Genomic DNA, 14,915 nt, shown 5'->3' with positions numbered 1-14,915 from the left:
GCGGATTGGAGCATTACCCTGATCCGCCTCCCTATGCTCTGCTGTTGGTCAGATACCCGGCACACCACCATCCTGATACGTTACAAAGTGCACGTTTTCCCTTGACGCAAAACACTCCGATAATCGATACCCTGACACATTAAATGGCATGAGTTTCCCATCAATCAGTTGAAAGTATGCCGATGGCTCGCCATCTACAAGCTGCGCCAAAATCAGTCGATGATCAGACTGTAACCGGCTGAGCAGGAATCCATCTTCAGGTTCATCCTCTACGAAAAATCCCTGCTCAGGCCATGCATCCATCTCGACCGTCAAGCTATAAACCAGCTGAACGCTGGCCGAAGGGCAGTGAACATAACAGTGAACCGGTAACGTGACTGGCTGACCATTAACAAAAACACAGTCGTTTTGCTTTCCTGCCAACCACTCAGAAGGCTGAAGTTCGATCACGGATGATAGCATGGGCAAACCATAAGGGTTGCCGACAGACACTCCTTCATAATGGAACGGAAAATACCCCGGCCCCTGCTTGAACAAGACCTCTTCTGAAATTTCCCGGAGTACTGTATTCATCGGGTTTTCCAGCTCTGTGGTTTCCACATACCCCGATACCGGCTTGAGCACCCGTCCTGCATGACCGCGGTCCTGCCCGACCAGCACCAGGTAGTCATTCCCATCAACCTGTATTCTCAACAGGACAGAAACACCAAGGTTTGCCAGGCGAATTTCATTGCTCGCAGGGAAACTCGGCGGGATAGCACCTGAAGAACGAATCGCAGCCATCTGACTGAATGTCAGCGGATCACCGCAAGGTCGCAGATCCAAACCTTCTGCCGTACGGACTAAAGTGACCTGACGGGTCGAAAAGGCGGTTGCAGCTTCCCTGCGCAGTATGATTCCTTCACTCATGCAGCCTGTTTCTCCACCGCCTGCATGACGGCCTGAACATTATGGCGAAGGTGGTCAGGGTTGATCGTACCCAATACGGCAGCTGACACACCGGGATGGGAAAAGACAAAATCCATACAGGTCTGCACCGGATCCTCACCATCCATGCAGAGGTGGCCACTGGCCAGTGCCTTCTTCACCAGGATCGCTTTACCATGATCCCGGGCATAATCCAGCACAGCGCGTTCGCCCTGCTCATTGAGGTTCCAGGTGACCATGGCGCAGTCAGACTGCTCCAGGGCCAGAACCCCGCCTTCAACGGTTTTCGTTGACATGCCAGAAGCCAGCACCAGCCCTTCACGCTTCAGCTCAGCCAGCAGTTCAAGGGAGCCATAACGACGAATAATATCCACATCCTCGCCACTGGAGTGGACCAGCACCATATCCAGGTAATCAGTACCCAGCCGTTTCAGACTCCGCTCAACACTGAAACGGATATGTTCCGGCGTAAAATCAAAACGGGATTCACCCTTTTCGAACTCCTCACCGACTTTGGTGCAGATCACCCATGACTGACGCTCACCGGCAATCAACCGTCCCAGGCGTTCCTCGCTCGAGCCGTAGGCCGGTGCGGTATCCAACAGGTTAATGCCAAGTTCGCGGGCTATTGCCAGCAGATTGCTCGCTTCCCTGTCATCAGGAATCCTGAACGCCTCGGGGTACTTGACCTGTTGATCACGCCCCAGTTTCACCGTGCCGAACCCCACCGGTGAAATCGTCACACCGGTGTCGGCCACCGGCTTTCTCAGGTGTTCAATCAAAATAATCACTCCAGAAGGGGCCGGTTACAGCTGGGCGCGGCAACGCGTCAGGCAGACCGAATGCCTCGTTACCCGTAGGTTCAATACCTGCGCCCCGGAGTTCACGTACCACTTCGTCACTAAGGTTCGGCGCCAGCGCCAGCTTGGTGGGCCAGGTGATCAAACCATTACCGACAGCCTTGCAGTAGGCAGCGTCCGGTCTCAACAATTTGCTCTGCTTGGGTTCCGCCCGGTTAACCCGGAGTGTCGCCCATTGCGCATCGGAGAAATCGACCCAGGGCAGCAGTTTTTCAACTTCTTTTTTGGCCCGTGCAATCTGCTCGTCACTATCACGCTTGACGCCGGATTCCGCAATCTCACCGCCCATGTACCAGACCCACTGGTCATCATCGGTCGGATGGCTGGTAACGGTCAGGCGCGGCACGATATCGGTGCTGATACAGTGGGCGTACAGGGGATAGGGATGCTTGTGCTTCAACATCACCATGTGCAGCGGACGTAACTGCATTTCGGGTGATGTTACCCCCCAGCGCTGGAGGATATCGCCAGTACCTTCGCCGGCCGTCAGGACAAAACGACGGGCATTGATTTCATAGGTTTCACCATCGGCGGTACATTCGATGGAGGTAATGTCGCCATTCTCACCAAAGCGGATGACGCTGTCCTTATCCCAATCCACTTTCAGCGTGCGATCCTCAAGACCTGCGATCAATTCGCTCACCACCGTCTCGATATCCAGCACACTTTCATTGAGTTTGTAGAGCTTGCCCTTGAAGCCGGGATCCTGAAAAACCCTGGGGACTTCATCACGCTTGACCGGATCCACCCGGCCACGCAACGCTTTGCTGGCAAAGAACGTGGCCATTCTCGAACCGAGGCCACCGGGTGTCCACATATACTGGTGATCTGACAGGATACGCACACGGGACAGGTCAATTTCACCTTCGCCGTCCAGACAGGCGCGCCAGCGGGCGGGCATACCGGCAATACACTCCGACGCCTGGGTCAGGTTACCGGACAGCGCGTACTTGATACCGCCGTGGATAATCCCCTGGGACTTGATACTCTGACCGCCACCGAGCGTGGCATTTTCGAGAAGCAGGGCCTTGTAGCCCATGTCGTTGAGGCGCCGGAACAGCCATAAACCAGCAATTCCGCCACCGATAATGGTTACATCAGTGTCGATGACGTGGGACATGATACTCATCAATTCAGGTTAGTTCGGGGGAGTATAAGCCTTCAGCGGAGGCTGGGTCTATCGCAGGCATACCCCCATGACTCCCCATTGAACAATCCGATCAGAACATTGACAAACTCAATGGTCAGAATATGCAGGCTCATAAGACAATACACGCAACAACTAAGTAATCTGACAAGCAACACATTCCAGAAAAGACGCTATACCTGCTCCCTAAACTTATCAAACAACTTTTTGAAAGCCAGCCTCGCCTCTTTAGCTGTTGGTCTTGACCCAGGCTCTTTATTTAAGAGCTTCTGATCTTCAGCCACAAAGTCGCGAGCAAGAGAAGTATCTTTGTATGATTCCTCAATCTCTAATTGAACCGATTCACCTGGCTCAACCCTGTATAATGAAGAGGCAATAATCTTGTGTTCAAGCAATATCACAGCCAAAGTCATGCCCGCAGAATAAATATCAGTGGCATACGTTTGTGATTGTATTTTGTCTTTAGCATCAACTCTCTTTAACTCTGGCGCCATAAAATGGAGTGAGCCCTCAACTTTATTTACCTGCCCTCTGAATCCACCTTCTGCATCATATGCGAAACCAAAATCAGCAATCTTAAGGCAATGAAACTTTCTCTCTATTATTTTCTGCCCAACCAGAAGATTTTCAGGCTTAATATCACAATGTACAATTTCGTTTGCTTCCAAGTACTCTAAACCATGCATAAGCTGGATAGCCGAGTACAAAAGACGGATCAACATATCCTGAGGAGAGCGGCCTGCCAGGTATTGTCTGAGATCGACACCCGCATCTTCCATAATTAAGTATTGCTCATTAGCCTCAATATATCTTCCCTCTTTCGCCAAGAACAATTTTGATATCCTTTCGCTATCAGCCTTAATAAATCGAACAATATTTTCATGAGTTAATAAATCCCGGAGAATATCAGCTTCATTTTTCAGCGCTTTATATTTCTCGGCTTTCTTTGTTTTATCACCCTCAGACTTCTGTATTTTATCTCCCTCTGTTTCCTGTTTAGCAGTGATCTTTTGTCTTCTTTGTTTACGGATGGGGTCAAATTGAACTTTAACAACAAACGGATTCTTTGAAGGCAGCTTTTCAGTGTTGAAATATAGATTCATTTCGTCTGTCTGCACCGGCGTGACACGTACGACAACGGCTTGATCCAAAGTTGGATCAGGCAAGCAATTTTTATCACCGCCTTCTGCAGAAGATAACAACTCTGTTTTTACCCAGCCACGTTCACGCCACCGGCGGACTTTGTCCATCATAAAGGTAAAACTCGTTTCTGACGTAACTTCTGGCGTAACAGTTGATGCAGAACCGATGGACGATAAAGAGTCCATGCGCTCTTCATCAGAAGGTATGTGAAGCAAAGATAAAGCACCAGCTCCACCTGACGCGCCCTCTGGCGTTTCTTCTTCTGATTCACTACGTTGACCTTCCGATCCGGACATTTCAAAGAACAAAGAAGCACTGCTACCTGTGCCTACACTGGCCACACTCCCTCGATGCATTGTGGATTTCTTACCCCACTCGTCATCTAACTGTCTGCCAACATCAGTATCAGAATCCAGATTAAAGCTTGATATGCTCGCTGTTGAGGAGGCGCTTCTCCAACCATGAGACCCACCAGAACCGGTTTTTGGTGGTGCTCCACTGCTATCACTAGAGCTGGACAGTTGTGGACTGTTTGAGCCTGACGGCTTTGATGGTGTAGCCAAAATAACATCCTGAATCATGATCCCGTCTGTATTTCAATAAACATCGTGCAATCAAGCAATAACGACTCAGCCAGCCAGTCTGACATTCAAAGACCAAAACCCACAACAATGTTAGAATCCAGCCTTCTGCCTTAGGTGCACGGTTATACAGACGAATGCCACGACTACTTTACACATTAATCTATTATTTCCTCTTTCCCTTTATTCTCCTGCGCCTGCTCTATCGGGCATGGAAAGCTCCCGCTTATGCGAAGCGCTGGAATGAGCGGCTCGGTTTTTTCAAAGCCCCCGTTCCGGCCATGAAAAGTATCTGGGTGCATTCCGTATCGGTTGGAGAAACCATCGCGGCTGCACCGCTGGTGAATGCCCTGAAAATACGCTATCCAGGGCATCGAATTGTCGTTACCACCATGACACCTACCGGCTCTGACCAGGTCCGGGCCATCCATGGCGACAGTGTGTTTCATGTCTATGCGCCTTACGATTTGCCCGGCGCCGTCAGGCGGTTTCTGGATCGTATTACCCCGGAACTGGTCATCATCATGGAAACCGAGCTCTGGCCCAATACCATCGCAGCCTGCCATAAACGACATATTCCGGTACTGCTGACCAACGCCCGGTTGTCTGAGCGTTCCGCACGGGGCTACGCCCGGCTTGGACCTTTGACGCGCAGTATGCTGCAACAGTTAAGTTTCATTGCGGCCCAGGCAACGGATGACGCCGAACGTTTTATCCAGCTGGGCCAACCCCGTTGCCAGACCATGGTAACCGGCACACTGAAATATGATCTGAGCATCGATAATACGCTGCCTGAAAAGGCGAAAGCGCTTCGGGAACAGTGGCTGAGCGAACGTCCTGCATCAACCCGCATTATTGTTGCCGCCAGCACCCATAAAGGGGAAGAAGAGCAGATCCTCTCAGCGTTCCAGAAGGTTCGACAGAATCACGGTGAAACATTATTACTGCTGGTGCCCCGCCATCCAGAACGGTTTAACGACGTTCACACCCTGATCACCAACCAGCACTTGTCAGTTGCTCGGCGAAGCACCGATGAAGCCGTAACCGCAACAACCGATGTCATCCTGGGTGACACCATGGGAGAAATGATGCTGCTGTTCAGCGCCTCGGACATCAGCTTTGTAGGTGGTAGCCTGGTACCGGTTGGGGGGCATAACCTGCTGGAGCCTGCAGCGGTTGGCCTGCCGGTGATCAGCGGATCACATCTGTTTAACTTTACCGATGTCGCTGAAGCCCTGAAATCAGCAGACGCACTGTTCATCGCCAACAATCAGGATGAGCTGGCTGATGCCATCAACAGGCTTCTGGAAGATGATGGGCTTTGCGAGAATACAGGCCTGGCCGGGAAAGCCGTTGTCGAACAGAATCGTGGCGCACTCGAAAAGCAATTGACACTGGCGGACAGCCTGATGCATTAAATTAACTCACGGTACATAGGTAGCGATGAGATGACTTCATCGTACCTATGTCAGCGAGTACAGATTCGGCCATTGACCGCCTTTCCAGTTAACCCTCCCCCCCTGCATTCCATATAACCAACAAAAACATTCACGTAGAAATCTATAGGCAAGATGGTTCATTTACGACTATGTTCCATCGCAACAACGCAACTGTCTTGCTGAAAAGAACTGTGCATTGATGCGTTCTCAATCATTGATTAACTTTCTCTCGCTCCAATTGGTGCAGGTGGGCTTAACCGTCACAGTTTCCACCTTAAGCCATGCAGACATATTCCATGCTTATGGCCCTTTAACCGTTTTTGGTGAACACCTTCAAACCCTTGGGAGCAGCACGCCATCAACATCCGGTAAACACCCTGCCTTTTTTTATCTCAATGCCAACAACGCTCTATCAAAGGATCAACAGTCAACCATTGAACAGCAACTGTTGTCAGGACAAACACTGGTGATTGACGGCACTGAGAGTTCTCCGAAAACCCGGCAGTCAATCAGCGCATTACTAGGCGGCATTGGTTTGCATGGTGATGTCATTATGATTCACAAACCAAGAGGGGCTCAGCCACAATATACGCAGTTAACAGCCACAAAATCAGGAAACAAAAAAGAAGACAATTTTCGTGTATCACACAAACTCGCCAGCGAAACCCTTGCCATACAGCAACACTGGGGCAGACATCCCGTTCATCCGGTAAAGAAGCGAACCACAACAAATGACGCCTGGCAGCCGGAAACCACAATCAACATCGAGCTACGGCAGATTAATATGCCCTGCCTTGTTGGCAATCAAATGGAAAGTCGAGCGTCATCATCAACCTATTGGACCGGAGGATTGATTGATGCCTGTAACCAGAACGCCAGTTATTCACTGAATTATGTCGTGGACTTTATACGGTCAGTGGCTTCAGCGGAACACAGTGCTCAAGATGACAAATACATCCGCTTTACCGTGAATCCGGAAAGCAACGGCGGCAGTGGTTGGCACCTGGTTGATCAACCCACCCACCGGCACACCTGGTTTGAATCATGGACCCATCGAACCACCTGGTTTGGTCCCGTCGCCGATAGTTATACCATGGAGATTAAAACCCACGACCCGGAGGTATCGCTATACCATGCCATTCCGACCAATACCCCCAGACACTCGAAAATAAAAGCCAAGACAACAATAAAAGTGAACATGGCTGCACGATTTGGCATCGAGCCGGGTCGTATGCAGGGAGCCAACAACCCTGGACCTCCCGCCCCCCCCGGGGACGATGCCAATATCCCTTTGGCTGATGGCATCGGTGCGGACGGGGCGGGGTTACAAAACCTGCCTGAAGCAGGCATTCCACAGGAGCACGCCCCTGTATACGACTCCCCTCCTCCACCTGACCAACAACAGCCGCAACAGGACTTTCACCGCCCGCCTCAACCGAGCCTTGCATTAGAAACCATTGAGGAGGAAGCCCAGGAAACAAACCAACCAGCAACGACGCAAGAAGAGCCACTCGCCCTCCCCGCTCTTAATCTAAATATTTTTGAAGAATCCGACACCTCAGACGAGAATCGGATGTTACAGACACAGACAAGCAATCCCAAGAGAGAGAAATCCATAGATAAAGGCTACAAAAACATCTCTTTGATTCCAGTGGGTGCCTACTTTAGTTCAAAGTCCCTTGTGTACAGTAATCATGAATACGAGATAGCAAGTCTCTTGAGAAACCGCCCCAATGCCACGGCCTGGTGGCACTGGCACCGCGGATTCACCAAATACAGTAAGGAATGGCGAACCCACGACCGGTGTGAACTCTTTTGCCAGGACTGGTTCTTTAATGACAACACGTTTTCGGGCCTCGCTTATGCCCATTTCGTCCCCGGATTTTCTGCGACCTTCAAAGTCAGTGGAAACAAAACCAACCGATCCACATTTGAAGTGTCTGCAAGCGTACTGCCTGTTGCCCTGGGAGGACATATTCGCTACTTCGGACTCTTTCAGGATTATTCGCTATGGGATCAAAAAGGCCATCTGCAGACAATCAGCCAGCAAATGACAATCGATTGGGGAGCTACGGTATTTAACGCATCACCGGCATTTTCCCTGGAGGCTGCCAATATCAACAGCGATAGCGGCTTATGTTTGAATGTTATTGAAAATAACCGTCATGATGGCGCCAGGGTCGGTATTCATCGCTGCCACCACAGACGCAATCAGCTGTGGATATATGATAAACATTTCCGTCTCCAGTCACAGAATGCCCCTGACCGCTGCCTGACGGGTGAAGCAGATGAAACGGTTAGATTACGTCACTGCTCACATGTGCCAGAGCAAAAGTGGCAATTTCACGGTAATCAACTCAAAAATTTACAGGGTGATTATCTGGAAACCACGCCTGAAGGAGAATTAAAAAACACACAATTACACCACACTGACACACAGTGGCGACCGTACATCCATGAAACATTTCCAGACAATGCCGTCAGTTTGACTAAATAATTTTGACTCCCGAAAAAGTGATAGAAAAACTAATCGTCTGGTTATGAACCTAATATTCAAAACAAAGCCCAAGCCACAGTATTCGCGAGATACGGTTCATATTTTGCACCCACATTTTTCATTCAAAAAGGAGAGAGGATATGGAAAGTAGCACACCACTTAAACGCACAACCAGCTTAGGGGCCAGTCTGGATGCCCCTGTTAATCCTGAAGACATACAGAGATTCCGACAGTCGTCTCAATCTGCCCCCTCAACCCCCACCCAAAGACGAAGAAGTTTACCATCCACAATTATCAGAACAGTAAGCCTGACAGAATTCCGGGAGAGGTTAGCATCAGCGCCTGATTTTAGAAAAACAGCCGACATCAGCATTCTGAAAAGGCAACCAAGAAGAACGCCATCCCGGAAGTCACTTGAAACGCAACAACAAAGACTGTTAGAAAAACCGGAAAAACTCTTCAATACCATATGCGAAGCCATTTATCATAAATGCGCAGATGAAAATTTTGAAACAACAGATAAAAAAATTACCAACCTGATTGATGAATATGCATTTAAAGACAATGTAGAGACAGACCTGAAAACGATAAAAAACAGCCAACAGGAAACCGTATTTCTCTATTTTATCAATCATTACATTTCCCAAAAATGCCGCAGCTTCGAACCATCAAGAAAAAAAACAGAAACACTCATTCGCGTATTATTATCGAAAGGGTTTGACATAATGTCAGCCGATATCAATGGACTGAACTGTCTTGACTATCTGGTTCTAGAGGATGATGAATTCAAACCAGAATCAAAATCAGAATCAGAACACTCATTTACAAACCAACTAGTAATGAAACTGATTAAAGAGTATGGCTTTACACTCAACCAGGCTGATGAAAGATCCAGGAAACCACTCCTATTACGAGCAGTAGAAGCCGGCAACAACGCGAAAGTCCAGCTTTTACTGGATATCAGCAAGGCGGAACCTCACGATCGTGAATCGGAGCTTGGTGCCTCTGGTATACAACAAGAAGCCTCTCTGGCACCAATAGACGTTGGAAAACAGTATTCTGCTGATCCCAACATTACCGATGATGCCGGTGAAACCGCACTGCTATTAGCCGTCGCCAAACAAGACATACCTTTAGTTAAGCTGCTGATTAAGCATGGCGCTGACGTTAATGCAAAACCTTGCAAGTATGCAAATACACCACTGCAACATGCCGTAAAGATGAAAGACTTTGGCATGGTCACCTTCTTGGTTGAAGATCAAAAAGCAGCCCTGGAGCAAGTGAATATCCATGGTGAAACAGCACTCATGCATGCTTGCCATGAGATAGACTTAGCATCACTTAAAATAGCAGATTACCTCCTTGAGTGCGGTGCAGATATCAATGTTTGTAGAGAAAATGATTCCGAAACAGCACTAACCTTCCTGCTACGCAATCTGTTAGAAATAAAAGACGACACATTATCTGCAAGATGTAAGCAATTAATTATAAAATGGACAAACACAGAAACTAAACACAGCAATAAAACAGCTTATGGATATACTCCGCTACAAATCTGCCTTGCCGGAGACCACTATGATATTGCCAGGCATTTAGTCGATATTGGCGCCTAAATAAACGAAATTGGCGTCAACGGCTATACACCGCTTTTCCGTGCGGCAGTACAAACAAAAAAAATCGATCAAGTAAAAACACTCCTGCAACCAGAATTAAAGGCCAGTCCAAATGTTATTTGCAATGACGAAGTATTATTACAACGAATGTTAATTGAGGCCAACACAGCAGCTAAAAATAATGAGCCACGTAAGAGAGAAAGACGAATGACGATTATCAAGGCCTTACTGCAAGCTGAAGCCGACCTTTCACTCTGCTCTAAAGTACACAGCAGTACCGTTCCTACGCGACTGCTTAAACTTAGCGATGATCAGCTTTTTATGATGGTAGTTACCTATGGGGCTCAAACTGACTGGAATGTCATCAGTGAAGACGGTCAACGCACCCCACTCACTTGGGTATTGGCATTAGCACATGAACATAAGGAAGATGAATCCTATATTAAAGGCTTCACAAACATACTCAATTGTGGCACTGATCCAAACCGAACGGTTGGGCCTGAAAAAAGATCTGCCTTAATGATTGCCGCAGCCATCAATAATGACCCGACATTCGTTGACGCGCTGTGTGAGTTTAATTACAAAAAACAAGAGGTAAAAATCAACCAGAAGGATAAACATGGCAATACAGCCTTACATCTCGCTTGCCGGGAGGGGACTCATGATAAAAGCATCACACCAACATTAGCATTATTGCTTGCAAATGGTGCTCGAACGGATATTCCTAACAAAGAAGGTCACTTTCCAATATTTTACGCACTCCAAAACAAAAACATTGCAGCTATACACCTGTTAGTGAAGCAACCCTTTAGCCTCAGTGTTGCAAGAGCAGTAGATGCATGTGATATCGATAAAATGCTGGAAGATCTAAAGAAACAAGACCCGGAGAACAAGACGACATCTGAAATCAGAAACGCTTTATCAGCAGCCAAACAAAAAGCTACAGCAACCATACAAAAAGCAAAAACAACCATACAAGAAGAACAGAAAAAAAAGTCAGAATCTGTAGCACAAATAAAAAAAATGGAAGCCGCATTAGCAGAAAAGACAAGTCAAATAGCAGCAGAATTAGCAGCCAAAAAAGCCTCAGAAGATGCATTAAAAAAAGCTAAAGATGACTTGGCTACAGCACAAAAAGAGTCTGAAGAAGTAATGATGAGAATGAAGGATAACTTTACTGCAGTACAAAAAGAGTCTGAAGAAGTAATAATGAGAATGAAGGATGACTTTACTGCAGCACAAAAAGAGTCTGAAGAAGTAATAATGAGAATGGAGGATAACTTTACTGCAGCACAAATAGAGCATACGGAAGAAATTTCAAGACTTACAGCTCAAATGGATGAGCTAACTTCGCGCGTTGAGCCTCAAGAAGGAAGCGTTGCCGGGGCTGCAGAAGTTTCCGATCAAGGAGAACTAAAAGTTGCTATCGGAGCCGGAGAAAAGCCAGATACGATTATTTCTGGCGAGCCATTAACAGACGAGCCAGCATCGGATGAGGAAGTACAAACGCTAATCCAGAAGCGAAAGGACCTTCAAAAGGACATTGAACTGCTAAAAGCAGAAAGAGACAAAGAATTACCTCTGCTGGATTACAGTGCAGCCTCTGGATCTGATGCAGAAAAACAGCGTGAACAACTCAATGCTGAGCTGGCAGATAGAAAGGAACAACTGAGAATTACCCAGGAGAAACTGCAGCACTTGCAACGTGAAGAATCTGAGCGTACGGCTCAACCAATAACAAGTGAGGTCGCATCCAATACGGAGCCTCGGCAGTTAACCCAGACAACAGAACTGATGGCGCAGGAAGTCGAACGACTAACGCAGGAACTAACGGGACTGAAAACTCAACAAAAGCACAAGATCTCTTCAGCGACTGGCGACCCTGAAATGCAACATGAAATAGACAGGCTGGCTCAACAGCTAGACGTTACAGTGACTTCACTGCACACCTTGCAAGATGCCTTGCAGCCTCAGGAGCAACAACCTGCCGGGACACCGGCCACTTCCTCAAGCAAGGCCACTGCCCAAACTACAACACACCAAGCGGGCAAAAAGCCCACAATAAGTCAAGCCGTTATGGTTAAAGGGAGAGAGCAAGTGAAAGTCATAGAACGTCTTATTCCAGAAGCATTTGCACTGTTGTCAGTTTTCTATCCCGACAAATTATTGGAAACAGTAGGAGCCAGTGCCAACCGACTCTATTTGCAATCCTTCGCTCATGCCTACCAACTGACTGCCCCCTTATTCGGAGCAAGTGTGCCTCGCAGGGAGGTGCCCAAGTATCCTAGCCTTGCGCTCGCGCAAAGGCTCGCAAGAGAAGTAGCAAAAGAAGAAGCAAGATTTGCCGCCAGACGCCCCGCAGTCTTTACTGCGCAAGAAACAACAATGAGTAAAGACAAAGAGCTTGTTTCAACACAAAGCGATCCTGAATTTTACAATTACTCTGTGCGTCACCAGGTCATGAAACGATCTGCAACATCGGAGGATTTACAACAACCAGACGACACTACAGATTTTGATGAAACCGATGATGCCTTGACCTTTCCTGTCGTTAGACGGGAAGTCTGCATGGAAAGCATTATCGCATCATTCAGGGATCCAACAGGGATAATAACTCGACGTCGTAGCGAATCTGACTTGACAAAAAAAGTCGCCCCCACGACACGCATAAGCCTGAAATATCTGGATCTTGCAGAGATCATTCCGAACCAAATTGTAACGATTGCAGCTGAAGAGCTATCAACTGAGACACGTTTTTCTCGAGCCATTGATACCACTGAAACTGCAGAGAGAACAATGTCTGAAGAAGAGTTGTCCGGACTTTTAGCAACAGCCGCAGCCCCTTCTGAAACAGGGGAGTCGGATCGTGAAAGCCCGTTTACAGTAATCCCCGGAATGTCTCCAACAAAGTTGAGTCAGTCTGATTTATCTGGGGATGACAGTAACGCCGACAAGAGTGATGCCTAACAACCAGGTACAGTGCGCCGAGGAGTCGTTGTTACCGCTGAAGAACTTCAGCGTGCCTTACGTATTGGCAAGGTACTTCGACGAACCGATGACACAAGCAGTGATGGCTCATCCGGTCGCAGTGACAATAGTAACGATAGGTCTTCAAGCGGGCTTATCCATCAAGAATAAAAAACCTGCCAATAGGCAGGTTTTTTATGGGGGTTATTGGTATTTAAAACACCCCAACTGGATTGCATCCGGAATCTAGCCGGTACACACCGGCACGGTCATCCCCTCTTCCGGGTTACCGGTCATCCACTCATTCAACGCCTGCAGATCCTCCGGGCTCAGGGTGCCAGCGGTCTGTTTCAGCTTGAGCGTGTTGATAATGAAATCATAACGCGCATTGAAATAATCGCGCTGTGCGGAATACAGCACCTGCTGGGCATTCAACACATCAACAATGTTTCGGGTACCGACTTCATAACCGCTTTCTGTCGCCTTCAGAGCGCTTCGGGCAGAAACGATGCCCTGGCAACGGGCTTCAATGCGGTCCACATCGGTATTCACCGTACGGTACAGGTTGCGGGCATTGGTCGTCGTCTGGCGCAGGGTCAGGTCAACCGTCTGCTGAGACTCTTCCAGCCGGTAGCCGGATTCACGCACCCTGGAACTGGTCGCACCGCCGGAGAAAATCGGCATGCTCAGTTCCAGGCCATAAACGGTATTGTTGCTTTTGCCATTCCAGCCCAAATCATTGGCCATGGACGGATCATTGGCATGACTGTAAGTGGCCACAGCGTTCAGCGTCGGCGCATGGCCGGACTTACTGACACGCAACTGTTCTTCGGCCGCATTCACACCCATACGTGCCGCTTCCAGTGTCAGGTTCTGGGCAATGGCCGTTTTCACCCACTCTTCAGCAATCGCTGGCACCGGAGTATTGACCGGCATCCGCTTGTCCATCTGGACGATGGCAGGCACGCTGACATTGGTGATGGTGCGCAGGTTTTCCAGCGCGACTTCCACATCATTGGCGCCCTGGATACGGGTCACGCGGGCAGCATCATAGGCGGCTTTGGCTTCGTAGACATCCGTTTCAGCAATCAGGCCGACTTCAAAACGCTGACGGGTCTGGTCCAGCTGACGCTTGACGGCTTTTTCTTCCGCCTTGGCGGTGGCCAGGTTGTCCTGGGCACGCAGCACGTTGAAGTAAGCTTCAGACACCCGCATGATCAGGTTCTGTTGTTCAACGCTAAACCGGATGCGGGACTGTTCGCTCAATGCTTCAGCACGTTCAAAGTTAAACCAGGATTCCAGGTTAAACAGCGGCTGACGCAGGGTCGCTGACCAACCATGGGAATTCCAGTTATTGGTTCGATCATGGCCAGAGTCCAGCGGCTCAGAAACCAGCTGGGAAGAACGGTTATCCGCCGTATTCGCTGACATGGAAATAGTCGGCAGCAACGCTGCACGGCCCTGCGGCACAATTTCCTTGCTGGCATTCCAGGACGCACGGGCTGCGGCCAGCTGGGCGTCATTCTGTAACGCCAGATCGTAGATTTCGAGCAGATCCATGGACTGCTCTGCCTGAACGGTCATTGCACATGACAGCAACGTACCGCCCAGAAGGGATAAAAAGCGCTTCGATACCATTACCTGTTTCCTTTGCTCTCCACAGGTGCTTAAACCTGCCCAACACGATTTGAACTACGCTTTGTGCTTCAAGCCGGTCATCGCGTGCATACAGTGATAAAAG

At 48.7% G+C, this 14,915-nt stretch carries 9 protein-coding genes; 4 read left to right on the top strand and 5 right to left on the bottom strand.

The features are described 5' to 3' along the window. Nucleotides 1–48 precede the first annotated feature (48 nt). From AC27K1_RS07850 to AC27K1_RS07835, 4 genes are all read right to left on the bottom strand, one after another. The gene (locus AC27K1_RS07850; RefSeq protein WP_487149622.1) at nucleotides 49–909 is read right to left on the bottom strand and encodes an NUDIX hydrolase; all 861 of its coding nucleotides are present in this window, start codon (nucleotides 907–909) and stop codon (nucleotides 49–51) included. Next, nucleotides 906–1,709 (bottom strand): aldo/keto reductase, encoded by an 804-nt coding sequence (locus AC27K1_RS07845; RefSeq protein ID WP_487149620.1) that lies wholly within the window; start codon nucleotides 1,707–1,709, stop codon nucleotides 906–908. The genes AC27K1_RS07850 and AC27K1_RS07845 overlap by 4 nt, the downstream gene beginning before the upstream one ends. Then, on the bottom strand, nucleotides 1,702–2,907 hold the full coding sequence (locus AC27K1_RS07840; RefSeq protein ID WP_487149618.1) for an FAD-dependent oxidoreductase: 1,206 nt from the start codon (nucleotides 2,905–2,907) through the stop codon (nucleotides 1,702–1,704). Before AC27K1_RS07840 ends, AC27K1_RS07845 begins: the two co-directional genes overlap by 8 nt. 200 nt (nucleotides 2,908–3,107) lie before the next feature. Then, nucleotides 3,108–4,658, bottom strand: a complete 1,551-nt coding sequence (locus tag AC27K1_RS07835) for a protein kinase domain-containing protein (RefSeq protein WP_487149616.1) — start codon at nucleotides 4,656–4,658, stop codon at nucleotides 3,108–3,110. A 137-nt stretch (nucleotides 4,659–4,795) separates the two neighbouring features. On the opposite strand from AC27K1_RS07835, the gene waaA reads away from it, so the two are divergent. From waaA to AC27K1_RS07815, 4 genes are all read left to right on the top strand, one after another. Beyond that, nucleotides 4,796–6,076, top strand: a complete 1,281-nt coding sequence (gene waaA / locus AC27K1_RS07830) for a lipid IV(A) 3-deoxy-D-manno-octulosonic acid transferase (RefSeq protein ID WP_487149615.1) — start codon at nucleotides 4,796–4,798, stop codon at nucleotides 6,074–6,076. Nucleotides 6,077–6,296: 220 nt separating this feature from the next. Next, nucleotides 6,297–8,594, top strand: coding sequence for a ricin-type beta-trefoil lectin domain protein (locus AC27K1_RS07825; protein WP_487149614.1), 2,298 nt, complete (start codon nucleotides 6,297–6,299; stop codon nucleotides 8,592–8,594). 140 nt (nucleotides 8,595–8,734) lie between these two features. Next, on the top strand, nucleotides 8,735–10,207 hold the full coding sequence (locus tag AC27K1_RS07820; RefSeq protein ID WP_487149612.1) for an ankyrin repeat domain-containing protein: 1,473 nt from the start codon (nucleotides 8,735–8,737) through the stop codon (nucleotides 10,205–10,207). A 207-nt stretch (nucleotides 10,208–10,414) separates the two neighbouring features. Beyond that, nucleotides 10,415–13,174, top strand: a complete 2,760-nt coding sequence (locus AC27K1_RS07815) for an ankyrin repeat domain-containing protein (protein WP_487149610.1) — start codon at nucleotides 10,415–10,417, stop codon at nucleotides 13,172–13,174. Nucleotides 13,175–13,420: 246 nt separating this feature from the next. On the opposite strand, the gene AC27K1_RS07810 is transcribed toward AC27K1_RS07815, so the two are convergent. Next, complete coding sequence (locus AC27K1_RS07810) at nucleotides 13,421–14,812, bottom strand: TolC family outer membrane protein (RefSeq protein WP_487149609.1); 1,392 nt, start codon at nucleotides 14,810–14,812, stop codon at nucleotides 13,421–13,423. Between the last annotated feature and the right edge of the window lie 103 nt (nucleotides 14,813–14,915).

It is taken from the genome of Kistimonas ophiarachnellae (assembly GCF_057552235.1).
The sequence above is the reverse complement of the archived record's forward strand: the minus strand, read 5'-3'. Positions and strand labels throughout refer to the sequence as shown.